24 protein-coding genes and 1 tRNA gene are annotated in these 24,692 nt (G+C 67.3%); 19 read left to right on the forward strand and 6 right to left on the reverse strand.

Annotation, left to right across the window (positions count from 1 at the left end):
• Nucleotide 1: 1 nt before the first annotated feature.
• The 4 genes from KBZ19_RS04545 to KBZ19_RS04560 all read right to left on the reverse strand — a co-directional run bounded on the left by KBZ19_RS04545 (nucleotide 2) and on the right by KBZ19_RS04560 (nucleotide 4,800).
• Complete coding sequence (locus tag KBZ19_RS04545; protein ID WP_255099937.1) at nucleotides 2-628, reverse strand: hypothetical protein; 627 nt, start codon at nucleotides 626-628, stop codon at nucleotides 2-4.
• Nucleotides 625-1,194 carry a Tfp pilus assembly protein FimT/FimU gene (locus KBZ19_RS04550; RefSeq protein WP_255099938.1) on the reverse strand — a complete coding sequence of 190 codons (570 nt, stop codon included), beginning with the start codon at nucleotides 1,192-1,194 and terminating at the stop codon, nucleotides 625-627. The genes KBZ19_RS04545 and KBZ19_RS04550 overlap by 4 nt, the downstream gene beginning before the upstream one ends.
• Nucleotides 1,191-1,724, reverse strand: a complete 534-nt coding sequence (locus KBZ19_RS04555; RefSeq protein ID WP_255099940.1) for a hypothetical protein — start codon at nucleotides 1,722-1,724, stop codon at nucleotides 1,191-1,193. Before KBZ19_RS04555 ends, KBZ19_RS04550 begins: the two co-directional genes overlap by 4 nt.
• A gap of 103 nt (nucleotides 1,725-1,827) precedes the next feature.
• The gene (locus tag KBZ19_RS04560; RefSeq protein ID WP_255099941.1) at nucleotides 1,828-4,800 is read right to left on the reverse strand and encodes a hypothetical protein; all 2,973 of its coding nucleotides are present in this window, start codon (nucleotides 4,798-4,800) and stop codon (nucleotides 1,828-1,830) included.
• Between the two features lie 265 nt (nucleotides 4,801-5,065).
• On the opposite strand from KBZ19_RS04560, the gene rseP reads away from it, so the two are divergent.
• The 6 genes from rseP to KBZ19_RS04590 all read left to right on the forward strand — a co-directional run bounded on the left by rseP (nucleotide 5,066) and on the right by KBZ19_RS04590 (nucleotide 10,740).
• Nucleotides 5,066-6,154, forward strand: coding sequence for an RIP metalloprotease RseP (gene rseP / locus KBZ19_RS04565; RefSeq protein WP_255099942.1), 1,089 nt, complete (start codon nucleotides 5,066-5,068; stop codon nucleotides 6,152-6,154).
• A 1-nt stretch (nucleotide 6,155) separates the two neighbouring features.
• Entirely contained in the window at nucleotides 6,156-6,839 is a 684-nt protein-coding gene (gene nth / locus KBZ19_RS04570; protein WP_255099943.1) for an endonuclease III, read from the forward strand.
• A 34-nt stretch (nucleotides 6,840-6,873) separates the two neighbouring features.
• Nucleotides 6,874-7,176: a 30S ribosomal protein S14 gene (rpsN, locus tag KBZ19_RS04575; protein WP_094510152.1), complete on the forward strand. Its 303-nt coding sequence runs from the start codon at nucleotides 6,874-6,876 to the stop codon at nucleotides 7,174-7,176.
• Between the two features lie 102 nt (nucleotides 7,177-7,278).
• Nucleotides 7,279-9,399 (forward strand): polyribonucleotide nucleotidyltransferase, encoded by a 2,121-nt coding sequence (locus KBZ19_RS04580; RefSeq protein ID WP_255099944.1) that lies wholly within the window; start codon nucleotides 7,279-7,281, stop codon nucleotides 9,397-9,399.
• Between the two features lie 51 nt (nucleotides 9,400-9,450).
• Nucleotides 9,451-10,428, forward strand: a complete 978-nt coding sequence (rsmI, locus tag KBZ19_RS04585; RefSeq protein ID WP_255099945.1) for a 16S rRNA (cytidine(1402)-2'-O)-methyltransferase — start codon at nucleotides 9,451-9,453, stop codon at nucleotides 10,426-10,428.
• A gap of 69 nt (nucleotides 10,429-10,497) precedes the next feature.
• Nucleotides 10,498-10,740, forward strand: coding sequence for a hypothetical protein (locus KBZ19_RS04590; protein WP_094510144.1), 243 nt, complete (start codon nucleotides 10,498-10,500; stop codon nucleotides 10,738-10,740).
• On the opposite strand, the gene KBZ19_RS04595 is transcribed toward KBZ19_RS04590, so the two are convergent.
• A complete protein-coding gene (locus KBZ19_RS04595; RefSeq protein WP_255099946.1) occupies nucleotides 10,719-11,675 on the reverse strand; it encodes a hypothetical protein in 957 nt (318 codons plus the stop codon). The genes KBZ19_RS04590 and KBZ19_RS04595 overlap by 22 nt on opposite strands.
• A gap of 40 nt (nucleotides 11,676-11,715) precedes the next feature.
• Between KBZ19_RS04595 and KBZ19_RS04600 the strand changes: the two genes are divergently transcribed.
• Nucleotides 11,716-11,789 (forward strand) — tRNA-Arg (locus KBZ19_RS04600).
• A gap of 59 nt (nucleotides 11,790-11,848) precedes the next feature.
• Here KBZ19_RS04600 and KBZ19_RS04605 read toward each other — a convergent pair.
• Nucleotides 11,849-12,604 (reverse strand): acyl-CoA desaturase, encoded by a 756-nt coding sequence (locus KBZ19_RS04605; protein ID WP_255099947.1) that lies wholly within the window; start codon nucleotides 12,602-12,604, stop codon nucleotides 11,849-11,851.
• A gap of 244 nt (nucleotides 12,605-12,848) precedes the next feature.
• On the opposite strand from KBZ19_RS04605, the gene KBZ19_RS04610 reads away from it, so the two are divergent.
• The 12 genes from KBZ19_RS04610 to hypF all read left to right on the forward strand — a co-directional run bounded on the left by KBZ19_RS04610 (nucleotide 12,849) and on the right by hypF (nucleotide 24,657).
• Complete coding sequence (locus KBZ19_RS04610; RefSeq protein WP_255099948.1) at nucleotides 12,849-13,373, forward strand: NAD(P)H-dependent oxidoreductase subunit E; 525 nt, start codon at nucleotides 12,849-12,851, stop codon at nucleotides 13,371-13,373.
• Nucleotides 13,370-15,019 carry a NuoF family protein gene (locus KBZ19_RS04615; RefSeq protein WP_255099949.1) on the forward strand — a complete coding sequence of 550 codons (1,650 nt, stop codon included), beginning with the start codon at nucleotides 13,370-13,372 and terminating at the stop codon, nucleotides 15,017-15,019. The genes KBZ19_RS04610 and KBZ19_RS04615 overlap by 4 nt, the downstream gene beginning before the upstream one ends.
• Nucleotides 15,016-15,729: a bidirectional hydrogenase complex protein HoxU gene (hoxU, locus tag KBZ19_RS04620; protein WP_255099950.1), complete on the forward strand. Its 714-nt coding sequence runs from the start codon at nucleotides 15,016-15,018 to the stop codon at nucleotides 15,727-15,729. Before KBZ19_RS04615 ends, hoxU begins: the two co-directional genes overlap by 4 nt.
• On the forward strand, nucleotides 15,726-16,271 hold the full coding sequence (locus tag KBZ19_RS04625) for an oxidoreductase (protein WP_255099951.1): 546 nt from the start codon (nucleotides 15,726-15,728) through the stop codon (nucleotides 16,269-16,271). The genes hoxU and KBZ19_RS04625 overlap by 4 nt, the downstream gene beginning before the upstream one ends.
• 3 nt (nucleotides 16,272-16,274) lie before the next feature.
• On the forward strand, nucleotides 16,275-17,789 hold the full coding sequence (locus KBZ19_RS04630) for a Ni/Fe hydrogenase subunit alpha (RefSeq protein WP_255099952.1): 1,515 nt from the start codon (nucleotides 16,275-16,277) through the stop codon (nucleotides 17,787-17,789).
• Nucleotides 17,786-18,277 carry a hydrogenase maturation protease gene (locus KBZ19_RS04635; protein ID WP_255099953.1) on the forward strand — a complete coding sequence of 164 codons (492 nt, stop codon included), beginning with the start codon at nucleotides 17,786-17,788 and terminating at the stop codon, nucleotides 18,275-18,277. The genes KBZ19_RS04630 and KBZ19_RS04635 overlap by 4 nt, the downstream gene beginning before the upstream one ends.
• Nucleotides 18,270-18,512, forward strand: a complete 243-nt coding sequence (locus KBZ19_RS04640; RefSeq protein ID WP_094510120.1) for a hydrogenase maturation nickel metallochaperone HypA — start codon at nucleotides 18,270-18,272, stop codon at nucleotides 18,510-18,512. The genes KBZ19_RS04635 and KBZ19_RS04640 overlap by 8 nt, the downstream gene beginning before the upstream one ends.
• 866 nt (nucleotides 18,513-19,378) lie before the next feature.
• Nucleotides 19,379-20,386 carry a sodium-dependent bicarbonate transport family permease gene (locus KBZ19_RS04645; protein ID WP_255099954.1) on the forward strand — a complete coding sequence of 336 codons (1,008 nt, stop codon included), beginning with the start codon at nucleotides 19,379-19,381 and terminating at the stop codon, nucleotides 20,384-20,386.
• 52 nt (nucleotides 20,387-20,438) lie between these two features.
• A complete protein-coding gene (locus KBZ19_RS04650) occupies nucleotides 20,439-20,753 on the forward strand; it encodes a P-II family nitrogen regulator (protein ID WP_255099955.1) in 315 nt (104 codons plus the stop codon).
• Nucleotides 20,754-21,097: 344 nt separating this feature from the next.
• Nucleotides 21,098-21,307, forward strand: a complete 210-nt coding sequence (locus tag KBZ19_RS04655; RefSeq protein ID WP_255099956.1) for a hypothetical protein — start codon at nucleotides 21,098-21,100, stop codon at nucleotides 21,305-21,307.
• 120 nt (nucleotides 21,308-21,427) lie between these two features.
• The gene (hypB, locus tag KBZ19_RS04660) at nucleotides 21,428-22,120 is read left to right on the forward strand and encodes a hydrogenase nickel incorporation protein HypB (protein ID WP_255099957.1); all 693 of its coding nucleotides are present in this window, start codon (nucleotides 21,428-21,430) and stop codon (nucleotides 22,118-22,120) included.
• On the forward strand, nucleotides 22,117-24,657 hold the full coding sequence (gene hypF, locus KBZ19_RS04665) for a carbamoyltransferase HypF (RefSeq protein WP_255099958.1): 2,541 nt from the start codon (nucleotides 22,117-22,119) through the stop codon (nucleotides 24,655-24,657). The genes hypB and hypF overlap by 4 nt, the downstream gene beginning before the upstream one ends.
• Nucleotides 24,658-24,692 lie beyond the last annotated feature (35 nt).

A 24,692-nucleotide genomic window follows, 5' to 3' on the forward strand; every position in this document is an offset into this window, starting at 1 on the left:
TTCAGTGAATGCTCAGGGAGGCTCCAGAATAGAGATCGAGCGTGCGAGTGACCACGTTTTCAGAGCCCGGCACGGTGAGCCCTACGTTTAACCGCACCCAGGTGCAGTCAGCTGAAACGGTGGCTGAGAAAGCGGAAACGTTGGTAAGCACCCGGCTGCCAGTGGCTGCTGTTGCCGTTAGCAGGCCATTGGCTCCCACTTGGGGGCCATCGCGAAGCAACTCGGTTCCGGTGCGGTAATACCTGATCACGGTGTAGGTGATGGCGTTAGAACCTGGGGCCTGAACCGGAACCAGCAGACGGAGATCCTCAGCGGCGGCAGCGGGCGCGCACACAGAAGGATTCTGAGGTTTGCAGGGGGTATCGGGCAGGGTGGCTGTTGTGCGTGGATTGGCCCCACCGCGCAGAAGGCAGGCTTCTGCAACCTCCACTTTCAACAGATCGGATACGCGCCTGAAGCTGCGATCGATGGTGCTGGTCGCATAGACATTGTCAGCGATGCGGATCTGCTGGACAGAAAGGAAGGCAACAGATCCCATCGCCAGGATGGAAAGCACCGCTCCGACTAGCAGTTCAACCAGGGTGAAGCCATTCGCGTGCCTGGGTTTGGCAGCAGCAGATCTGATCATGTGCGCTCCCAAACGGTGCAGGTTTGAGCCACATTCCCAGTGGCGTTGTTGATGCCGGTGCTGATCGAGCCGAATGAAATCCTTACACAACGCAAGGGCAATTGATTGCTCACAGCAATCTTTACGGTGGCTTGCACATTCCCGGCCACAACCCCACCCCTGGAAGTGAAGGCCAACGATGTTGTGCCTACGGGAGTGTAGGTAACGGCAACGTCGTAGACGCGATTGCCGTAGACGGAGGGAAGCCTCAGGTTGGGCTCTGGGGTGCACCTGGCATCGCTGGTCTGGAGGGAAGCAAACGTGGCTCCTGGTTCCAGCGCATTGCCCGTTGTGAATTGCACGCGGCAGGGCCCAACGGATCCCGAGCGTGCAGAAATGGCCTCCAACCAGCCAACCAACTCGGCGGCGGCTGTGTTGGCAAAATCCCGGCGGGCAATCACCTGGGAGGAGGCATACACGCCCCCCAGGGCGATGACGCCGATCACTGACACGGTGATCATCAGCTCGGCGAGCGTGAAGGCCTGCTTACGGGATGCGCGAAGGGAGCCAGCAACGTTGAACTTCATGGGCAGAAATACGCCATCTGGGGGATGATGTTCTCAACGCGAACAACGCGGTTGTTGAGGGTGTTATCTGTAAAGGTAACCCGCAAGATGCGCTCGGGTTGGATGGATGTGGTGCGGGTGGCGTTAGCAGGCTGCGGAATGGCATTCACAGCCGTTTGAAAGGGTGTGAGAAAGGCGGTGTTGTTGTTCGCCGCACAGAGCTGCTCCACCGCAAGGGGCTCAGAAGGGGTGGTGGTATTCGGAAAATTGGCGGTGGTGGAGAGAAGATCAACCTGAGGGAAGTAGTAACGATCATCCAAAGGATTGTTGGTGGCACAGGGCTGGGTCACTCCCGAGATCACCCCAAAGGTGGTGGGGGGGGTCGTAGTGCAAACACCAGAACAGCAGGTGTAGCGGCGGGCCAATGTCTTGATTTCGCGCAGGTTGTCGTCGATGCTCGATTGCATCACCACCTGCTGCCGCGTGGACACTGTTCTGCGGCTGATGCCGTTGAAGATGGCACCCGTGGAGACCAACACAATCGTGATCATCACGGTGAAAACCAACACCTCCACGATGGCGGACCCCTGTGCTGCAGATGAAGGGCCATGGCTTGGGCGATGGCCTCTGTGATTGCGTGAATTGCGCATCAGCTCAATCCAGGGATCCTTTGCGTGCAGCCGTTGAGGAACGCGCCACCCAGTCGATTCCATCCCAGCGAATGAACGTGAGATCGGCAGAGTTGGAGGCGCCTACCAATTGCGTGAGGTCGGTGGATGCCGAAGGCGGAACCCTGAAGTGGTTTTGTCCGCAGGCATAGATCGTGCGGGCCCAGAGCCTGCCGCCAAAGTTCCAGCTGTCATCGCCAGCAAACTCTGCAGCGGGAATGGCAGGAATACTGGAACATCCATTCACAGCAAAGGAGAACAGGCCCCAAGGGAAATAGAACCATGCCCCTGCAATGCGCGAACGATTCGCGGAACTGGCACTGGAATCGGCACCAATGGCAATGATCTGGTTGCAGGGCTGGTTACTGAGATTCAGATCGGTGCAGTTGTTCGCAGGTGCGGTGTCACGCCCGAACATATTGAATCGGTCATACTCGCCGACGGGATTGAATTCATTTTCAGGCACCAGGGTCTTGCAGTTTTCCACCGGAGCCGTTGTGAGCGGATTACCCCTCGCGCATGCCACATTCGCCATTGTTGCTCCACCAACCAGATTGATCAATGGGTCGTTGCCATTGATACCCCTGGTATCTCCTGCTCTGTTGTAGTAGAACGTGGTGGAGCGATCAGTTGTATCGATCCAGAGCACATTGCCAAGATTGATCATGTCCACAGTTGGGCCGAGGCAATGAAATCCACCAGTGAAACTGGAGGTTACAGGAAAGGTGGAACTATATTCACAGACGTTTCGATACTGAGGAACCTGCCCGGCAAGGGAACTCTTGATGGCAACGTTGTCCAGAGTTACCGTGTCGATTCGATTCGTGCCCGTGGCAAAGTTGCTGTTGGCGCGAAGTCTGAACTTCACAAAATGGCTGAAGCGATTGGCTGAAGTAATGTCTGCCGCAGGTGTCATGGCGGCTTCGGGGAACTCAACCCGGCAGGTGTATGTCGATCCGGAAAGAACACAGTCATCAGCATCAGCACCTCCCGACTCCACAACGTCACCGTCAGCCCTGAACGTGGCCAGCTGAACCCAGCCGGTATCCGTGTCTATGGCCGCATCAGTGGTAACACCTGATCCAAAACTATAATCCAAACGCAGTGCGGATATGTTGGCAAAGCTGCCTACACCTGTGCGACTGAAGGTGAACTCCAACACAGGAGTTTGCAAGCCGAAAAGATTCACAGCGCGGGCCAAAGCCGGTGCATTGGTGAATGTGGTACCAAAGTCTCCACCTACGTCCCGGAAGGTCACTTGCCCACCTGAAATGGTCAAATCCCCCGTGGTAAGTGAGGGGGTTCCGTTTGATGTATCACGCTCCGCCCAGGGGGTGGGCCAGCGGGGTGTGCTGTCTGGTGTGCGGCCAGTAAGACTGTTGGAGGCAAAGTTATCGCCAATACCCCCATCTACAGGACCTGGCCTGGAGATCACCGCCCAGGTGTGATTGGTTGAACCATTGAACACTGAGGCACAGGCGTTGCCTGCCAGGTACTTCGTGTTGCAGTACTCCAGGAAGGGGCCCGGCGTTACTTGGTTAAGACCAGTAGCGCCGTTGCCACGAATCCACACATTAACGGTGTTATCAGCGACCGTATCCGCCCGGATCTGGGGATAACCGCCAAGGTTGGCGGAGTTCACCGTCTGCTTGCTGACGGTGTCTGGGTAGCCGCCGGCCGTCCAGTTGTAGGTGTAGTTGCTGGTGATGGATGGAAGCCCGGCCGAGAGGAACAGCGGCACCACTGGAATGCAGGAGGCCGCTCTACCGGCAATCGATGCCGCATCGCCCCAGCTGGTCGGGCAGGGGTTGGGCGCACCGCTTGGGACAGTAAAGGCGGCGAGATTGCCAGCCGGAACGCCTGGCATCAAATCATTGGCCGTGTCTCTGGTGTTGGGAACCATGCGAAAGCCAACCTGCCGGCCGCCGACCACCTGATCCGTGGTTCGGTCCCAGGTGTGGCTGGGATCGGCAATGATGCCCAGGATCGATCCAATGTTGACCACCTGATTGTTCGTGTTTCTACGGGTGTAGCGGTCGTTGGCCAGCTGGGAGAAGAACCTGCCGCCGTTGATGCCGGTGATAATGCCGAATTCAATGCCACAGAAACGGCTGTCGGCCCCCAGATCACCAGGCGCCGAAGCCCCTGAAGTGGATCCACCAGAGGCATTCGTTCCAAACGAGCCGCCGCAGCATTTCGGCACCACCTCAAATTCCTTGGTGATGGTGGAGGAGGAGAAGGTGCCATCCGGCCGGTACACCCGCCCCTCCACAGTGACCGCAATGAATCCCGTGTTCGTGCCCGGCCGGAGTGCACCACTCCCGTCGGGATCATCCAGGTTCACCAAAGCGTTGAAGTTGGTGTTTGCGGGGATGATTCCGGCCTGGCTTAACGCTGTGCCATTGGCTGCGAACGTTCGAAACACCGATCGACGATCCAGAGCGCCCTGATTGCCAGCGGAATAACGAACCGATTGAAGGGCGAAGCGGCGGTTGCCCTGGTTCACCTGGGCAAGGTTTTCAAGGTTGCGGAACTGGCCATTGGCCAGGCCAACGGCTCGGGCAGAAGGAAAGCCGGTGCCACCGGGGCGCTCATTGCTGGTGGAGATGCAGGGGCTTTGCAGGGCCGCGTTGGTTGTGGTCCATTGGTTGGGAGGCGTGCTCCCTGCCACCAGCAGCTGGCGGTTTTCCGGCTGGTTGAAAGTGGCAATGATCTGATCGGCGCCTGCCTCCGCCACCTGCTGGGCATCACGGCTTTCACCACTGCCCAATGACGCCAGATTGGAGCCGGTGACGACCGCCACCAGACCCAGCGAACCCACGAGCAGCGCCAGGATCACAAGCATCCCCGCCACCATGACGGAGCCCGTTTGCTTCTCCGCCCGGGCGTAGCCACTGAGGAGATGAAATAGCAATCGGGCCTTGAGAACCCGAGCATGGGGGGGGATGACAGTACGCACGCCGCAGCGCGAATTCCTACCTGGCATCCCGTAACGACCGACTCAATCGAAAAACTCTAGCAAAGCTCTGGGGGATCTCTCACCATTTCATAAGATCGCCCGCAACGCAGTCTGTTCCCTGGTCCACAAGCCCGACAGCCGCCTTGGAACCGGTGGGCAGGCGTAGGGGGAAAAGAGGGTGTGGGGGGAGCCGGGGGAGGGGTTTCCGGCACGCACGCAGCCCGGCGCACCCCGCACAATGGACAAATTGCCTGAAGCCAACGGAATGGGTGTCCTCGCGGCCCTGGCCATCCTTGCCGGCCTGATCGTCGTCCACGAAGCGGGGCACTTCTTTGCAGCCACCTGGCAGGGGATCAGGGTCAGCGGCTTCTCGATCGGCTTCGGCCCGGTGCTGCTGGAGCGGCGGCGCCGTGGCGTGCAGTTCGCCCTGCGGGCCATCCCCCTGGGCGGCTACGTGGCCTTTCCCGACGACGACGAAGACAGTGACATCCCGGCCGACGATCCGGATCTGCTGCGCAACCGCCCGCTGCCGCAGCGGGCCCTGGTGATCGCCGCCGGCGTGCTGGCCAACCTGCTGCTGGCCTGGGCCGTGCTGGTGGCCCAGGGGGCCGTGGTCGGCATCCCCGCCGGCTTCAGCGCCACCCCCGGTGTGGTGGTGGCGGCGGTGCAACCCGGCCTGCCGGCGGCGGCCTCCGGCCTGCGCCCCGGCGACCGCATCCTCAGCCTGGCGGGCACCTCCCTGGGCGGCGGCCAGAGCGCCGTGGAGGGCCTGGTGGCCGACATCAAGGCCGCTCCACAGCGCTCGCTGCAGCTGGTGGCTGAACGCGCCGGCAGCACCGTGGCGCTCACGCTCACGCCCGATGCCCAGAACGGCATCGGCCGCATCGGCGCCCAACTGCAACCCAGCGGCAGCGAGGCCTTCCGGCCTGCCCGCAGCCCGCTGGAGGTGATCGGCCATGCCAACCGCACCTGCCTCAAGCTGATCCGCCGCACCGTGGATGGCTTCGTTTCCCTCGTCACCCACTTCGGCGAGACGGCCCCCCAGGTATCGGGGCCGGTGAAGATCGTGGAGATGGGCGCCTCCCTCGCCCGCGACGGTGGCGGCAGCCTTTTTCTGTTCACGGCGCTGATCTCGATCAACCTGGCCGTGCTCAACGCCCTGCCGCTGCCCCTGCTCGATGGCGGCCAGTTCGTGCTGCTGCTGCTGGAGGGCCTGCGCGGCCGCCCGCTGCCGCAGCGCCTGCAGCTGGCCTTCATGCAGTCGGGCTTCCTGCTGCTGGTGGGCCTCAGCCTGGTGCTGATCGTCAAGGACACCAGCCAGCTCTCCGCGGTGCAGCAGCTGCTGGGCCGCTGACGTGCCCCGCTTCCCCACCGCCCGCCAGCGGGCGCCGCTGATCCTGGAGCGCCTGGCCACGCTTTACCCGGAAGCCACCTGCTCGCTCGACTGGCGCACCCCCTGGGAACTGCTGGTGGCCACCATGCTCTCGGCCCAGTGCACCGACGAGCGGGTCAACAAGGTGACGCCGGCCTTGTTCGAGCGCTTCCCCGACGCGGCCGCCGCTGCAGCCGTGGAGAGCGAGGCGGTGGAGCCCTACGTGAAATCCACCGGCTTCTTCCGCAACAAGGCCAAGAACATCGTGGCCGCCTCCCGGCTGCTGCTGGAACGCCACGGCGGCCAGGTGCCGGCCTCGATGCCGGAGCTGCTGGAGCTGCCGGGCGTGGCCCGTAAGACGGCCAACGTGGTGCTGGCCCATGCCTTCGGCATTCATGCCGGCGTCACGGTGGACACCCATGTGCGGCGCCTCAGCAACCGGCTCGGCCTCACCCGCCAGAGCGAACCGGTGAAGATCGAGCCCGACTTGATGAAGCTGTTTCCGAAACCGGAGTGGGAAAACCTCTCAATCCGGCTGATCTTCCATGGCCGCGCCGTGTGCCGGGCCCGCAACCCCGGCTGCGGCAGCTGCCCGATGGCTGATCTCTGCCCCAGCCATCCCGACCACGGACCGGGCGGCAGACGCACCGTTCCTGCCGCAGGGTAGGGTTGGTCCTCATCCGCAACAGCAAAGCAGCCGCATGGCGAAGAAGTCGATGATCGCGCGTGACGTGAAGCGCAAAAAAATCGTGGCTCGTTTCGCTGTCAAGCGCGCCGCTCTGAAGGCCGCGTTTGAAGCCGCCGCCGATCCCATGGAACGGCTGGAGATTCACCGCCAGATCCAGGGCCTGCCCCGCAACAGCGCCCCCAACCGGGTGCGCAACCGCTGCTGGGCCACCGGCAAGCCCCGCGGCTACTACCGCGATTTCGGCCTGTGCCGCAATCAGCTGCGCGAGCGCGCCCACAAGGGCCTGCTGCCGGGTGTCACCAAGTCCAGCTGGTGAGCCGCTGAACCTGCGCCGGCTCTCCTGCACCACCGCTCCACGGGGTTAAGGGAGGGCCGGATGCGAGACTGCCTTTCGACAACAAAACGGACATAAGACGACGTGCCAGGAAAAATTCAGTCGGTCTCCTTCGATGGTCGGGAGATCCGGCTGACCACAGGGCTGTATGCCCCCCAAGCTGGGGGATCGGTGTTGATTGAATGCGGTGATACGTCCGTGCTGGTCACGGCCACCCGCGCCAAAGGCCGCGAAGGCATCGATTTCCTGCCCCTCACCTGCGATTACGAAGAACGGCTGTATGCCGCCGGGCGCATCCCCGGCAGCTTCTTTCGCCGGGAAGCACGCCCCCCCGAGCGGGCCATCCTCACCACCCGCCTGATCGACCGCCCGCTGCGGCCCCTGTTCCCCTCCTGGCTGCGCGACGACATTCAGGTGGTGGCCACCACCCTCTCGCTGGATGAGCGGGTGCCGCCCGATGTGCTGGCAGTCACGGGCGCTTCAATCGCCACCCTGCTGGCCCGCATGCCCTTCTATGGCCCGATGGCGGCCGTGCGCGTGGGCCTGCTGGGCGACGATTTCGTGCTCAACCCCAGCTTCCGCGAGATCGAGCGCAGCGACCTGGATCTGGTGGTGGCCGGAACCCCGGCCGGTGTGGTGATGGTGGAAGCGGGCGCCAACCAGCTGCCCGAACAGGATGTGATCGAGGCCATCGACTTCGGCTACGAAGCGGTGGGTGAACTGATCAAGGCCCAGCTCACCCTGCTGAGCGATCTGGGCATCGAGCAGGTGATCCCCGAGCCGAAGGTGGAAGATCCCGCCCTGCCGGCCTTCCTCGAGCAGGAATGCGGCAAGGGCATCGGTGAGGTGCTCAAGCAGTTCACGCTCACCAAGGCGGAGCGTGATGCCCAGCTCGATGCCATCAAGGCGGAGGTGGCCGTCAAGATCGGCGCCCTCAGCGACGACGACCCGATCCGCGTGGCCGCCGCCGGCAAGGCCCTGGGCAACACCTACAAGGGCATCACCAAGAAGCTGATGCGCGCCCAGATTCTCAGCGAAGGCAAGCGGGTGGATGGCCGCAACCTCGACGAGGTGCGCCCCATCACCGCTGCTGTGGGTGTGCTGCCCAAGCGGGTGCATGGCTCGGGCCTGTTCCAGCGTGGGCTCACCCAGGTGCTCTCCTGCGCCACCCTCGGCACCCCCAGCGATGCACAGGAACTCGACGACCTCAACCCGTCGAGCGAGAAGACCTACCTGCACCACTACAACTTCCCCCCCTACTCGGTGGGCGAGACCCGGCCGATGCGCTCCCCCGGCCGCCGCGAGATCGGCCATGGCGCCCTGGCGGAGCGGGCCATCACCCCCGTGCTGCCCCCGAAAGAGAAATTCCCTTACGTGCTGCGGGTGGTGTCGGAGTGCCTCAGCTCCAACGGCTCCACCTCGATGGGCTCGGTGTGCGGCAGCACCCTGGCGCTGATGGATGCCGGCGTGCCGCTGCAGGCTCCCGTGAGCGGCGCCGCCATGGGCCTGATCAAGGAAGGCGATGAGGTTCGGATCCTCACCGACATCCAGGGCATCGAGGATTTCCTCGGCGACATGGACTTCAAGGTGGCCGGCACCGAGAAGGGCATCACCGCCCTACAGATGGACATGAAGATCACCGGTCTGGCGGTGACCACCGTGGCCGAGGCCGTGAACCAGGCCCGCCCCGCCCGTCTGCACATCCTCGAGAAGATGCTGGAGGCGATCGAGAAACCCCGCGACACCATGTCGCCCCATGCGCCCCGCCTGCTCAGCTTCCGCATCGATCCGGAACTGATCGGCACTGTGATCGGTCCTGGCGGCCGCACCATCAAGGGCATCACCGAGCGCACCAACACCAAGATCGACATCGAGGACGGCGGCATCGTCACGATCGCCAGCCATGACGGCGCCGCCGCCGAAGAGGCCCAGCGCATCGTGGAAGGTCTCACCCGCCGCATCAGCGAAGGGGAGCAGTTCAGTGGCACCGTCACCCGCATCATCCCGATCGGCGCCTTCGTGGAGATCCTTCCCGGCAAGGAAGGCATGATCCACATCTCCCAGCTCTCGGAAGCCCGGGTCGAGAAGGTCGAAGACGTGGTGAAGGTGGGTGATCCCGTCACCGTGCGCGTGCGTGAGATCGACAACCGCGGCCGCATCAACCTCACCCTGCGCGGCGTCTCCCAGGAACCGGTGGCGGTCTGAGGTCAACGGGGCTGCCCCTGGCAGCCCACTGCCCCCAACCCACCGCCAGCCATGGCCGCACCATCGGGTGATGAACCGCTTCCTCTCGGCGCACCTGAGGCAAAGGCGACATCCTCAAGGGGTGCGCTTGGCGCCGAACCGGCGGCCGGCGTGCTCTATCTGGTGGGCACGCCGATCGGTAACCTCGCTGATCTCTCGCCCCGGGCCCGGCTGGTGCTGGAGCATGTCGATCGCATCGCCTGTGAAGACACCCGCCACAGCGGTCAGTTGCTGGCGCGGCTTGGCATTCGCCGGCCGCTGCTGAGCTTTCACCAGCACAACCAGGCCACCCGCCTGCCCGAACTGCTGCAGGCGCTGCAGCGGGGTGAGCGTCTGGCAGTGATCAGCGACGCGGGCCTGCCAGGCATTTCCGATCCCGGCGAACCGCTGGTGGCCGCCGCGCGGCAGGCGGGGCTGGAGGTGGTGTGCATTCCTGGCCCCTGCGCCGTCACCACCGCGCTGGTGAGCAGCGGCCTGCCCAGTGGCCGCTTCTGCTTCGAGGGATTTCTGGCCGCCAAGCCCAGCCAGCGCCGGCGTCAGCTGCAGGAACTGGCGGCCGAGCCGCGCACCTTGGTGCTGTTCGAGGCACCTCACCGGCTGATCGCCCTGCTGGAGGATCTGCTGGAGCTGCTGGGCGATCGCCCGCTGCGGGTGGCACGGGAGCTCACCAAGCGGCATGAGCAGCAGGTGGGGCCCACGGTGGCCGCCGCCCTGGAGCACTTCCGCCGGGTGCCGCCGCTCGGGGAGTGCACCTTGGTGCTGGGCGGCGCGCCCCCAGCGGCGCAACCCGCCTGGAACGAGGCTGCGCTGCGGGTCGAGCTGGAGAGCCTGCTGGTGGATGGGCTCAGCAAGCGGGAAGCCGCCCGCACCCTGGCGGAACGCACCGGTCACAGCCGCCGCGACCTCTACGCCCTGCTGCACCGCGACGGGCCGGAAGCCGAGCAGCGCGACAGCGCCAGTGGCGACCACGAAGGGAGCTCGAACGCCTGAGCGCTGCTGACCCGCAGGCCGCCGGCGCGTCACACTCAGGGGGCGACCCCTTCAACCACCGCCGCCGCCATGCTGGTGCGCCTTCGACTCCTGGCCGGCAGTGTGGCCGGCGGCCTGCTGCTGCTTGTGGTGCTGTGCCTGGGCGGACAGAACCTCAACGACCGGCCCCAGCTGCGGCTCGGCTTCGGCCGCAGCGCCCCGCTACCCAGCGGTTTTCTGGTGGGCCTGGCGCTGGTGGTGGGGGTGATCAGCGGCGGGGCCGCCACGGCGCTGCTGATGCCGGGCGATGATCAGGATCCGGGCAGGGAGTAAAGCGCCCCTTCAAGCACCACACGGGTGATGCCCTTGCGCAGCAGGTAGGGGGCGGTGCGGCGGATCACCTGGCTGTCAGGCACCTGGATCACCCGCTGGGTGCGGCCGCAGTGGCGTTTGGCCTGGCGTGGGTTGCTGAACACCACCAGGGCGCGGCGCCGGGATTCCTCCTCCGGCAGCAGGCCGAGTTCGGGGAAGTCGCTGAGGGGCCGGTCCTGCAGCTCCACGGTTTTGTCGACCAGCATGTAGAGGCTGTCAGGCAGGGGCGCCGCCTCGAACGGCAGGCAGGTGGCGGCAGGGCGGTCGAGCAGGGTTTCGCCGACCGGCACGGGCGTGAACAGGTCGGGCTCATCGTCAGCGTCTTCGCTGTCGCTGTCGGCATCGTTGTCGTCGGCGTCATCGCCGAAATCATCCGCATCGTCGATCGCCAGCACCTGGGCATCGTCATCGTCATCGCCGTCGGCGGCCGGATCCTGCCCGGCGGGATCGCCAAGGGTGGCAGGGGCGAATCCGGAGCCGAAGGGAGCAAGGGGCTCATCACTGCCGGGCTCCGCAGTGTCTGAGGCTTGGGGAAGGACATCCCCGGCGTCCGCAACGCAGGCAGTGGCGCCGGCCTGGTCTGCGGCGTCGCCGCTGGCGGCAGGCTCTGCGGCAGCCCCTTCAGCCTGGACCTCGGCCTGCTCGAACAGGGGCCCGGCGGGGATCGGGGTGGCGTCGAGCGGGTGAGCAATGGCGGCCCTGCGCATTGCCGGCCCCTTGCCGCGCTCCAGCTTGATCTGCTCGTAGCGATCGGCGCCGATGGCGGCCTTCACCACCCGGGTGGCGGTGGCGGCGCTGCAGCCGAAGGCAGCGGCCAGCGCCTGGGCAGTGTCCCCCTGCTGATAGCGGGCGACGAGCTCCTGCCGATGAGCGTCGCTGAGCCGGGTGGACGCCATTGGGAAGGTTTCACAGCAGACCACCTTAGGCTGTGCCGGTGGGCCGTTAGCTCAGTTGGATAGAGCATGCGACTTCTAATCGCACGGTCGCTGGTTCGAATCCAGCACGGCCCGTTTTTCCGCCGTTCGCCGACTCCTGAGCTCAGGGGGCAACGGCGAGCAGCGTGTCGCGCTTAAGTTGCAACGGCCAGTGGAGTGCCGCCGCGGGCGCGCTGCAGCAGGGTGTCGTCGGAGGGCTGGCGCAGCTGGTCGGCGAGGCCGAAGCGTTGCAGCAGCCGGATGAAGCGGAAGGTGGGGTCGGGCCGCAGCCGCAGCTGGCCGCCGCGCACGGTGTAGCCCTGACGCACCGCGAAGGGGAAGGCGTGGTGCAGGTTGTGCCAGCCCTCACCGAGCGTGATCAGTGCCACCAGGGCGTTGTTGCGGCTGTGGTCGTCGGTGCGGAAGGGCTGATCGCCCCACACGTGCGCCACCGAGTTCACCGTGGCCACGCCGTGGAACAGCACGGTGGTGCTGAGGAAGAAGGCGCCCAGGTACATCCAGCCGCCCACCAGATACGACAGCCCGGCCAGGGCCAGCAGGGGCAGGAAATGGAGCCGATCGAGGCGGCGCAGCACCGGATCCGCTTCCACGTCCGCCGGCAGCTCATCGGGGAAGAAGCTCGAGCGCAGCAACCAGCCGGCCTGGGAGTTCCACAGCCCCCGCCAGCCCTGCAGCGGCATCAGCGGGGTGTGGGGGTCGGCGGCGGTGTCCACATGGCTGTGATGCTGCAGGTGGTGGGCCTTCCACCAGCTCGGGCCCATCTGGCCGGCGGAAGCCGCCACAGCGCAGCCGATCCAGAGCACGGCACGCGGGGCGCGGTAGCTGCGGTGCACCAGCAGGCGGTGATACACCGACGTGATCGCCAGCATGCGCACCAGATACAGCCCCACCGCCCAGAGCAGGGCTCCGAGGCTCAGGCCCGTGACCAGCAGCAGCAGGCAACCGATGTGAAAGGAAACAATGAAGATCGGTCCCAGCAGGTACAGGGAACGGTGCAGGCCGGAGTTCAGAAGGAGAGGTGAGCGCTGGCTTCAAGCTAGTGGGCGCCCTTGCGCGCTGTTCGCGAAGAAATCCCCCAGCCGTGGGCCACCGGGCCGGGGCTGCCTACGTTGAAGCCGGCGGAGCGGTGGTCCCATGAGCCCAGCACCCGGGCCTGAGGGCAACCGGCTCCAACCCGGTTCAGGGCAAGTCGACCAGCCCCCGCAGCCGTTCGCCGCGCTGGAGCCGCTGCTGCGTCGCCATCACCACAGCGCCGGTGGCCTGATCGAGGTGCTGAACGGGGCGCAGGAGATCTATGGCCACCTCAGCGAGCCGCTGCTGCGCCATGTGGCCCACAGCCTGGCATTGCCGGACAGCCAGGTGTTCGGCACCGCCAGCTTCTACCACCTGTTCCGCTTCCAGCCCCCGGCGCGTCACAGCTGCGTGGTATGCACCGGTACGGCCTGTGAAGTGAACGGCGCGTCTGAGCTGGTGGCGGCCCTGGAGGGCGCCCTGCGGCTCCGCCTCGGTGGACGCAGCGGCGACGGGCTGGTGAGCCTGGAGGGCGTGCGCTGCCTGGGCACCTGCGGCGCCGCGCCGGTACTGGTGATCGATGGCGTGGCGTTGCCGCACCAGAGCCCGGCCCGCGCCCTTACGGCCCTGCAAGCGCTGACGCCATGAGCGGCACCCATCCCGGCGGTGAAGCGCTGCAGCAGGTGCGCTGCTGCAGCGCTGCCGGCTGTCTGGTGAGCGGGGCGGGCCCCTTGCGCGAGGCGCTGGAAGCGGCCGTGGCCCGCCATGGCCTGGAGCAGCGGCTTGTGATCACCCCTGTGGGCTGCCTGGGCCCGTGCAGCCAGGGCCCGCTGCTGGCGGTGGACCCTGAGGGCGCCCTGTTCAGCGGCGTCGAGGCGGCTGAGGCCGACGGGCTGATCGTCGCCCTGGCCCAGCGCTCGCAGGTGGCGGCACCCGAACAGGACGGACCGCTCCAGTGGCAGCCGTCCCGCGGCGCACGGCTCGACACCGGCGCCCCCTTCTTTGCGCGGCAGCAGCGCATCGTGCTGGAGCACTGCGGCCGGATCGACCCGGAGCGGATCGAGGCGGCGATCGCCTGCGGCGCCTACACCCAGCTGTGCCGCGTGGTGCAGACCCTAAGCCCCGCCGAGGTGGTGGACACGCTGCGCCGCAGCGGCCTGCGCGGGCGCGGCGGCGCCGGCTACCCCACCGGGCTGAAGTGGGCCACGGTGGCCGCCATGCCGGGCGAGCACAAGGTGGTGGTGTGCAATGCCGATGAAGGCGACCCCGGCGCCTTCATGGACCGCAGCGTGCTGGAAGGCGACCCCCACCGCGTGCTGGAAGGAATGGCGATCGCGGCCCATGCAGTGGGAGCAGATCAGGGGTTCATCTACGTGCGTGCCGAGTACCAGCTGGCGATTGCCCGTCTGCGGCAGGCGATCGAGCAGGCCCACCAGTGGCAACGGCTCGGCCAGCAGCTCTTTGGCACCCGCTTCAGCTTCACGGTGGAGCTGCGGGTGGGCGCCGGGGCCTATGTGTGCGGCGAGGAAACGGCACTGATCCGCTCGATCGAAGGTGGACGCGGCACGCCCCGCCCCCGCCCCCCCTACCCCGCTGAACAGGGGGTGGGCGGCCTGCCGACGCTGATCAACAACGTGGAGACCTTCGCCAACGTTGTGCCGATCCTGCGGGAAGGCCCCGACTGGTTCGCCGCCATCGGCACGGCCGGCAGCACAGGCACCAAGGTGTTCAGCCTCACCGGCAACGTGCGCCGCGGCGGGCTGGTGGAGGTACCGATGGGCACCAGCCTGGCCACGATCGTGGTGGAGATGGGCGAGGGCACCCCGGACGGGGCAGGCATCAAGGCGGTGCAGACCGGCGGCCCCTCAGGCGGCTGTGTGCCCGCCGCCCATCTCGACACCCCGGTGGATTACGAGAGCCTGCAGGCCCTGGGCACGATCATGGGCTCCGGCGGCATGGTGGTGCTCGATCACGCCACCGACATGGTGGCCCTGGCGGCCTTCTTCATGGCCTTCTGCCGCGAGGAATCCTGCGGCAAGTGCGTGCCCTGCCGCGCCGGCACCGTGCAGCTGCATGGGCTGCTGCAGAAGCACCTGGCCGGCGAGGCCACAGCCGCCGACCTGAGCCAGCTGGAAGCGCTGTGCCACATGGTGCGGGACACCAGCCTGTGCGGGCTGGGCCAGAGCGCCCCCAAGCCGGTGCTCAGCACACTGCGCTTCTTTCGCAGCGACTACGAGGCGCGCCTGCGGCCGGACCCGACAGCGGCGCCCACCGCCACAGGAGGGGCCCCATGAGCGTCTGCACGCTCACGATCGACGGCCAGGCGGTGGCCGCCGCCGCCGGCACCACCGTGCTGCAGGCGGCGCAGCAGGCAGGGATCGCCATCCCCACCCTCTGCCACCTGGAGGGCCTGAGCCCGGTGGCGGCCTGCCGCCTCTGCCTGGTGGAGATCGCCGGCAGCGACAGGCTGCAGCCCGCCTGCGTCACCGCCGTGGCGGAAGGGCAGGTGGTGCACAGCGCCACGCCACGCCTGCGCGATCACCGACGCACCGTGATCGAGCTGCTGTTCACCGAGGGCAACCACGTGTGTGCCGTGTGCGTGGCCAACGGCCACTGCGAACTGCAGGACCTGGCCGTGGCGGTGGGCATGGACCACACGCGTCTGCCGTACCGCCACCCCCAGCGCTCGGTGGACCTCTCCCACCACCGCTTCGGGCTCGACCACAACCGCTGCATCCTCTGCACCCGCTGCGTCCGTGTGTGCGATGAGGTGGAGGGGGCCCATGTGTGGGACGTGGGCTGGCGGGGTGAGCACTGCCGGATCGTCGCCGGGCTGAATCAGCCCTGGGGAGCGGTGGACGCCTGCACCGACTGCGGCAAATGCGTGATGGCCTGCCCCACCGGCGCCCTGTTCCACAAGGGCGACGGCGCCGAGGAGAAACACGAGGAGGCCTGGCGGCTGGCCGTGATCCTGCGGGCCCATCGTGCGGGGACGGCGCCATGAAACTGCGTCTCGCCACGGTGTGGTTGACGGGCTGCTCGGGCTGCCACATGTCGTTTCTCGATCTGGACGAATGGCTGATCGAGCTGGCCGCACTGGTGGAGGTGGTGTTCTCGCCGATCGCCTCCGACGTGAAGACCTACCCGGAGCACGTGGATGTGGCCCTGGTGGAGGGGGGTGTGGGCACCAGCGACAACCTGGCGCTGATCCGGCAGGTGCGGCAGCGCACGCGCGTGCTGGTGGCGTTCGGCGACTGCGCCATCACCAGCAACGTGCCCGGCCTGCGCAATTCCCATCCCGGCGCTGACACCGTGCTGGAGCGGGCCTATCTGCAGCTGTCAGACAGCAGCGGCTGCCTGCCGCAGGCACCCGGGATCGTGCCGGAGCTGCTGGAGCAGGTGCTGCCGGTGCAGGCGGTGGTGCCGGTGGACGTGTATCTGCCCGGCTGCCCGCCACCAGCCGCGCGCATCCGCGCCGTGCTGGAGGCGCTGCTGCGGGGCGAGACGCCAGTGATGGAGGGGGCGGAGCTGATCCGCTTCGGCTGACCCATGGACCAGAGCCCCACCCCCCCGGCCGGGACACCACGCACGATCCTGATCGATCCGGTCACCCGCATCGAAGGCCACGCCAAGATCACGATCCACCTCGATGCCAGCGGCAGCGTGGCGGCCGCCCGTTTTCATGTGGCCGAATTCCGCGGCTTCGAGGCCTTCTGCGCCGGGCGGCCGTTCACGGAAATGCCGGCGCTCACGGCGCGGATCTGCGGCATCTGTCCGGTGAGCCACCTGCTGGCCTCCGCAAAGGCGGGCGACCAGCTGCTGGCGGTGACGATCCCGCCGGCGGCCGAGCGGTTGCGGCGCTTGATGAACCTGGCCCAGATCATCCAGTCGCATGCGCTCTCGTTCTTTCACCTGAGCAGCCCGGATTTCCTGCTCGGCTGGGACTGCGATCCGGCGCGGCGCAACGTGTTCGGCCTGATCGCCGCCGATCCTGAGCTGGCCCGCGGCGGCATCCGGCTGCGTCAGTTCGGCCAGACGGTGATCGAGCGGCTGGGCGGGCGCAAAATCCATCCGGCCTGGGCGGTGGCCGGTGGGGTGCGCACCCCTCTCGCCACCACTGACCGCGACGCGATCCGTGCGGGGCTACCCGAGGCTTTCACCACCACCCGCGCGGCCCTGGCGCTCTTCAAACGCCTGCTGGATGGGCCGCTGGCGGCGGAGGCCGCTGTGTTCGGTGACTTTCCTTCTCTCTTTATGGCGCTGGTGGGGGAAGGCGGCGCGTGGGAGCACTACGGCGGCCGCCTGCGCCTGATTGATGGCGACGGCACGCCGCTGGGCGGTGATCTGCCGGCCGATGGCCTGGGTGCCGGGCCGTTCGACGCGCTGCTGGCCGAGGCGGTGGAACCGTGGACCTACCTGAAATTCCCCTACTACAAGCCGCTGGGGCCGGAAGCGGGCAGTTACCGGGTGGGGCCGCTGGCGCGGCTGAACGTGTGCGATCACATCGGCACCACCGGCGCCGACAGCGAACTGCTGGAGCTGCGCCAGCGCGGCGGGCGGGTGGTGACCAGCTCCTTCCACTACCACCTGGCCCGGCTCATCGAGATCCTCGCGGCGCTGGAGGCGATCGAAGCCCTGCTCGATGATCCGGCCCTCGGCGACCCCCATGTGCGCGCCCGCGCCCACCTCAATGCCTTCGAGGCGGTGGGAGTGAGCGAGGCGCCGCGCGGCACGTTGTTCCACCACTACTGCGTGGATGGCGACGGGCTGATCGAGGCGGTGAACCTGGTCATCGCCACCGGCCAGAACAACCGGGCGATGAACCGCACGATCACCCAGATCGCGCGCCACCACATCCAGGCAGGCCCCAGCGCCGGTGCGGAAGGCGGGGCTGAAACCGCCCTGCCGGAGATCGCCGAGGCCCTGCTCAACCGGGTGGAGGCGGGCATCCGCTGCTTCGATCCCTGCCTGTCGTGCTCCACCCATGCCGCCGGCGAAATGCCGCTGCACGTGCAACTGCTCGGCCCTGGCGGGGAACTGCTGCGGGAGCGGTGGCGGCCTTGAGCGCCGCCCCGGGCGGGCCGGCACCACAGCGGCGCGATCTGCTGATCGGCTGGGGCAATGATCTGCGGCAGGACGACGGCGTGGGCCTGGCCATCGCCGCTGCGGTGCAGGGCTGGCACCAGCGGCAGCTCACCGTGCTGGCCACCCGGCAGCTCACCCCGGAGCTGGCACCGCTGCTGGCGGAGGCCCGCCGGGTGCTGTTCGTGGATGCCGCGCTGGCGCCGGCCTGTCCGCCGCCGGGCTGGCGGCTGGAGCGCTTGGCGGCTGATGCTGCAGCAACGGCGGCCGCCCCCCCCCCCTTCAGCCATCACGCCAGCCCCTGCGCGCTGCTGCAGCTGGCCGGCCAGCTCTATGGCCGCACCCCCCCGGCCTGGCAGTTGCTGGTGCGCGCGCACCGCTGCGGGCTGGGCAGCCACCTCACGCCGGCCACCGCCGCCCTGCTGCCCGAGGCCCTGGCGGCGGTGCGGCACTGGTGCGGCGATGCATGAACTGGCGCTGATGGAGGAGGTGCACCGGATCGCCCTGGCGGCCGCCGCGGCTGAAGGGGCCGCGCGGATTCATGGGCTGCGCCTGCGGGTGGGGCAACGGGCCGGGGTGGATCCCGACGCGCTGCGATTCGCCTTTGAGGTGGTGATGGCCGGTGGCATCGCCGAGGGGGCCAGCCTGGAGTTGGAGCTGTCCGCAGGCCGGGAGCTGGAGCTGATCGGGCTGGATGTGTCGTGAGGTTTCATCGGACTGGGGGGCCGTGAGGAATCCCCCCACTCCCGCACGCTCAGCGCCGACTCCCGCGGCAGCTCGCCGCTGGCGAGGATCGGCCAGGCCACCAGCCGCTCCGACAACCAGGGCCGCTCAAGATCGAGGAAAGCGGTCACTGACTTGCTCATCAGCTGGTGGAGGGTAAGGAGGGTGATGGTGCCGGCAGTGGCGCGGGCTCAGGACTCAGGACTTGCGACTCCGGGATTGGGGATTCGGTAGTCGGGATTGGGGAGTGGGGATTGAGGCTGGGAGGTTGTACGGGGGTGCAGCATCCCAGGCATCTTCCGGCGGAGGCCCCTTCAACTCAGCGGCATAGCGACAGCACCCGAGCAGCGACATCGGCAGGCCACAGGCAGGGCCGAGTGCCAGCAGCAAAAGCTGATCAGTGCCAACGATTGCTCAGCCTGCGCACTGACTCTGCTGCATCCAACAAGGAAGAGCCCAGAAAGCGCAACGGCTCAAATCCTCAGCGCCCGAGCCCCTTGCAAGCCTGAGAACCTCGCCGGCTCAGAAGAGCTCTGGCCAAGAAATGTAGCGGGATGATGCATTTCTTCCTCTCGCAGGATCTCCTTCGTCGGTCGCGGACTTTCCCCGCCCCGTTGTCGGGAATGGGGCGCGATCCCCACCACGGGCAAACCGCTCAGGCCATCAAGCCAAGCAGGCGTCCAGGCGATCAAGAACCCAGGCTCGAATGGGCCAAGCCACCCGGCCATCGGATGGCGGCAGAGGGCCAAGAACCCAGTGATTACCGTGGTTTTCGGCAAAGACCCAATCCCCTGTGCCAACTGCTACAGTCCGCCGGACAAATTCTCTGAGATCACCAAAAGCGCCACGTGACATTCCTCTCTGACTTCATTCCGCTCTTCCTGGAGCAGGTTCAGTCCCCGACCCTCGGATTCCTGATCGGCGGGATCATCGTGGCCGCGCTTGGCAGCCAGCTGGCCATTCCGGATTCGATCTACAAGTTCATCAGCTTCTTCCTGCTGATGAAGATCGGCCTGACGGGCGGCATCGCCATTCGGAACTCCAACCCCACGGAGATTTTTCTTCCGGCGCTTGCGGCCGTGGGGATTGGCATCGTGATCGTGTTCATCGCTCGTTACACCCTGGGGAAACTGCCTGGCATCACCGTGCCTGACGCGGTTGCCACCGGCGGCCTGTTCGGCGCGGTGAGCGGCTCCACGCTGGCGGCGGTTCTGCCGCAGCTGGATTCCGCCAAGATCCCCTATGAGGCCTGGACGGCGGCGCTCTATCCCTTCATGGACATTCCGGCGCTGGTGACGGCGATCGTGGTGGCCAGCGTCTACCTCTCCAAGAAGACCGGCAACACCGCCGAGAAAGTGGAGATCTGGCCGATCATCAAGGAAAGCATTCAGAGCTCGGCCGTCACGTCGCTGCTGCTGGGCGTGGCCCTCGGCATCCTCACCAAGCCCGAACCCGTCTATGAGAGCTTCTTCAACCCCCTGTTCCGCGGCTTCCTTGCCGTTCTCATGATCATCATGGGGATGGAAGCGGCCCAGCGCATGAATGAGCTGCGCAAGGTGGCCCAATGGTTTGCCATCTACGCCTTCATCTCCCCCATCCTGCATGGTTTTATTGCCTTCGGCGTAGGCCTGCTCATCCACAAGATCACCGGCTTCAGCATCGGTGGTGCGGTTGTGCTGGCTGTGATCGCCGCCTCCAGCTCGGACATCTCCGGCCCACCCACCCTTCGTGCCGGCATCCCGTCGGCGAACCCCTCGGCCTACATCGGCGCTTCCACCGCCATCGGCACACCCGTCGCGATCGCCATCTGCATTCCGCTGTTCATCGGGATTGCAGAGGTGCTGCTCGGCAAGTAAATTCGCAACCCACTGATCCAATTCCTGACTACCATCCTTTGAGGACAAACCCATGAGTCAACAGGTCTGGAAGCTGGTGATCGTTGGGGAGGAAATCCTCTCCAAAAAGCTCGTCAAGCTCATCAAAGCTGCAGGTGCCACCGGTTATACCGTCAATGCAGCCGGTGGCGAAGGGAGCCGCAACGTGCGCTCCACGGGAGAGCCAAGCGTCTCGCACACCCTCTCCAACGTGAAAATCGAAGTGCTCACCGGCACCCGCGAGCTGGCCGACAAGATCACCAACGAGATCGCGGCAAAGTATTACGCCGACTACTCGATCATCACCTACATCTACCCGGTGGAAGCCCTGCGCGATCACAAGTTCTGATTCAGGAATGATGCGGCTGGCTGCCGCGGAATCCGTGTCAGTTCATCCTGTGCCAGTTCAGCGGCGCGATCGGCGAGGCCTTGCCCTTCAAGCCTCCGCATTCGGCACAGGCTTCCTGCTCACTCAAGCGCCCGTGGGATTCACGGGGGTTCTTGCCCCCTGATTCCCATGTCTCCCCAGGGTTGCTGAAACCCTGGTTTCACTCAATTCTGGGGGGATGCGTCACCGGCAGGTTCCCTGCATCAGCGAGGCCAGCACGCGTAAGTGCCAGGCCTCGCTTTTTCATGTGTTCGCCCAGCCCCATGTCTCAGTTCAGCAAACTCCCGGCCGTTCTGGTTGGAACCTTGACGCTCTACCTGCTTGGTTATGCCTATGCCAGAGCGGTGGTCTTTCATGCCGTGGAGCGCTATTCAGGCGCTGAAGGCAAAGGCCCGCCGCGCCAGGACGTGATCGCCAAAAAAGATCAGCCGGCTGGAGAAGGGTGGGAGTATGCGCTGTTTCTGCCGGCGATCAAGCTGGAGGAAAGCCTGAGGACCGCCAGCCTGAACCGCTGACCGGCGCCGGTCCACGGTGAGGAAGGGCTACGCCGGTGGGCCGGGCTCCTGCCCTCTCCCCAGACTGGAACCATCGCCGCCGGCTGCGCCATGTGCTCCCACTGCTCCTGCGGCCAGCCGATGGCCAGCGTGGCGGCAGCCCCCGCACCGCGAACCCTGCTGCTGCGCCACAACCTGCTGGAGCGCAACGACAGCAACGCCGCGCGCAACCGCGAGCGCTTCGCGGCCGCCGGCCTGCTGGTGGTGAATGTGCTCTCGGCCCCCGGCGCAGGCAAAACAGCCCTGCTCGAAGCTGTCGCGCGCCAGTGGCGGCACGGCCCGGTGGGGGTGATCGTGGGCGATCTCGCCACCGACAACGACGCCCGCCGCCTGCAGGCCGCCGGCGCCCGCGCCGTGCAGATCCAGACGGGCGACCTGTGCCACCTGGAAGCGTCGCTGGTGGCGGGAGCCTTCGATCAGCTCGACTGCGGCGGCATGCAGCTGCTGCTGATCGAGAACGTGGGCAACCTGGTGTGCCCCACCGCCTTCGATCTGGGCGAACAGCTGCGGATCGCCGTGCTCTCGGTGACCGAAGGGGAAGACAAGCCGCTCAAATACCCGGCCCTGTTCCACTCCGCCGATGCGGTGGTGATCAACAAAACCGATCTCGCCGCGGCCGTGGGCTTCGATCGCGCCGCCGCTCTGGCCCACCTGGCAGCGGTGGCGCCCCACGCCCGCCTCTTCGAACTCTCAGCCCGCACCGGTGCCGGCGTTGAGGCGCTGCTGCACTGGCTGGAGCACCAGCGCCAGGGTGCAGTCCCGGCCTGCGCATGAGCGGCGCCCCCTGGCGGCGCCTGAGGCTCGACATTGAGGGGGTCGTGCAAGGCGTGGGCTTCCGGCCGTTCGTGCATCGGCTGGCGTCGCAGCAGCAACTGGCCGGCTGGGTCACCAACACCCCAGGCGGGGTGTCGATCGAGGTAGAGGGAAACGCCGCCGCGCTGGAGGCCTTCCTGCACGCGCTGCAGGCCCGGCGCCCGCCGCACAGCCGCATCGACCGCCTGGCGCGTCGCTGGTTGACGCCCCTGGCTGCGCCTGCGGGGGCGCCGAGAGAGGAGCAGCGCGAGGAGCTGGGGGAAGAGCCGGACGTGTTCAGGATCCTGCCGGCAGCCCCCGCCAGCGGGCCGCACCCGGATTCGGCCTGTGGCTCCGACCCCACCAGCGCGCTCACGGGCCTGGTTCCGGCCGATCTGGCCCCCTGCGGCGCCTGCCGCGCCGAGCTGCGTGATCCACGCAACCGCCGCTATGGGTATGCCTTCAACAGCTGCGCCCATTGCGGGCCGCGCTACAGCCTGCTGCGCGCCCTGCCGTTCGAGCGGGCCCACACCACCCTGGCCGGATTTGAACTCTGCGCCGCCTGCCACCGCGAATTCCACGATCCGGGCGACCGCCGCTTTCACGCCCAGACGATCGGCTGCCCCGCCTGCGGACCGCAGCTGAGCTGGCGGCAGCGGGACGCCGGCGGGATCGGCAGCGGCGACGGCGACAGCGGGCCCGGCGCCGCCGCGCTGGCGGCAGCGGCGGCGGCGTTGCAGCGCGACCAGGTGGTGGCCCTGCAGGGGGTGGGGGGCTTTCAGCTGCTGGTGCGGGCTGCTTCAGCGGCGGCCGTCGCTGTGCTGCGGCGCCGCAAGTGGCGCCCAGAGCAACCCTTTGCCGTGCTGGTTCCCCACCTGGCCTGGGTGCGGCGTCACTGCCGGGTATCGGCGGCGGAGGCGCGGCTGCTGGTGGGGCCGGCGGCACCGATCGTGCTGCTGCGCAGGCGCGCCGCCCCCCTCGCCGACGGAGTGGCCCCTCACACCCCCTGGCTGGGGGTGATGCTGCCGGCCTCGCCCCTGCATGCCCTGCTGCTGGAGGCGGTGGGGGAGCCGCTTGTATGCACGAGCGGCAACCGCTCGGGCGAACCGCTGGGCTTCAGCGAGGCCGATGGGCTGGACCTGCTCACGGACCTCGCCGATGGTCTGCTGAGCCACAACCGGCCGATCGCCAACCCCGTCGACGACGGCGTGGCCCAGGTGGTGGCCGGAGCGGTGATGGTGCTGCGCCAGGCACGCGGTACCGCGCCCACCGCCATCGCGCTGCCGGATCCCACGCCCCCGCCGGCCGCAATGCCCCGACAGTCCGACGTGCTGCTCGCCATGGGCGGCCAGGTGAAGAGCGCCATCGCCATCGGCCAGGGCAGGCTCGCACAGCTGGGGCCCCATCTCGGCGACCTCGGCACGCTGGCCGGCGAACGGCGGCTGACCGCCACCCTGCTCAGCTGGCTGGAGCGCCAGCAGCTGCGCCCGTCGCGGCTCGCCATCGACCTGCACCCCGGCTACAGAGCGCACCGCCTCGGCCGGGAGCTGGCGGAGGCCTGGGGCGGTCTGCCGGTGCTGGCCGTGCAGCACCATCACGCCCACCTGCTGGCCTGCCTGGCGGAGCACGGTCTGCCCCTGCCGGCCACAGGCGTGGCCTGGGATGGCGCCGGCTTCGGCCCCGACGGCCTGCTCTGGGGCGGCGAATGCCTGCGGCTGGAGCCCCCGCGGGCGGGCGCCGCGCTCGGCTTCACGCACCTGGCGCGGCTGCGGCCCTTCCCCCTGCCCGGCGGCGAACGGGCCCTGCGGGAACCGCGCCGCGCCGCACTCGGGCTGCTGGTCGCCGCCTTCGGGGCGGACAGCCAGGCCCACACCCCGCCCGCCACCCGGGCCGCCTTCGGCGAGGGGGAGCAGCTGCTGCTGGAGCGCCTGCTGCAGACGGACCTGAAGACGCCGCTCTGCACGAGCATGGGCCGCCTGTTCGACGCCCTCGCCTCGCTGCTCGGCCTGGTGCAGCGCTGCAGCTTCGAGGGGCAGGGGGCGCTGCGGCTGCAGGCGGCGGCCCAGGCCGCGCTCGATGCGCCGGAGCCGCCGGACTGGCCGGCGTACCGCCTCCCCATCTGCGCCGGAGCACAAGCTGCCGCTGCCAGCGGCGTGGCCGCACCGTGGTTGCTCGACTGGCACCCCCTGCTGACTTCCGTGCTCGACGATCTGGCCCGCGGCCGCCCCGTGCCGTCGATCGCGCTGGCCTTTCACCGCGCCCTGGCGGCCCTGCTGGTGGAGCTGGCGCAGCGGTTGCAGCTGCACCGCCTGCTGCTGAGCGGCGGCTGCTTCCAGAACCGCCTGCTGTTGGAACTGGCCGTGACGGCGCTGGCGGCGGCCGGCGTTGAAGCGGTGTGGCCCCAGCGGGTGCCCTGCAACGACGGCGGCCTGGCCCTCGGCCAGCTGCTGGCGCTGGCCTGGTCGGCATGTGAGGAAGGCACAGAGCCGGGGGTTCAGGCGCCGCTTCTCGCCCTATAGAGGAGAGGCAGGCCCTGCGGAGGCCGCCGCTGGCG

This window comes from Synechococcus sp. L2F (genome assembly GCF_024345695.1).
Lineage (GTDB): Bacteria > Cyanobacteriota > Cyanobacteriia > PCC-6307 > Cyanobiaceae > MW101C3.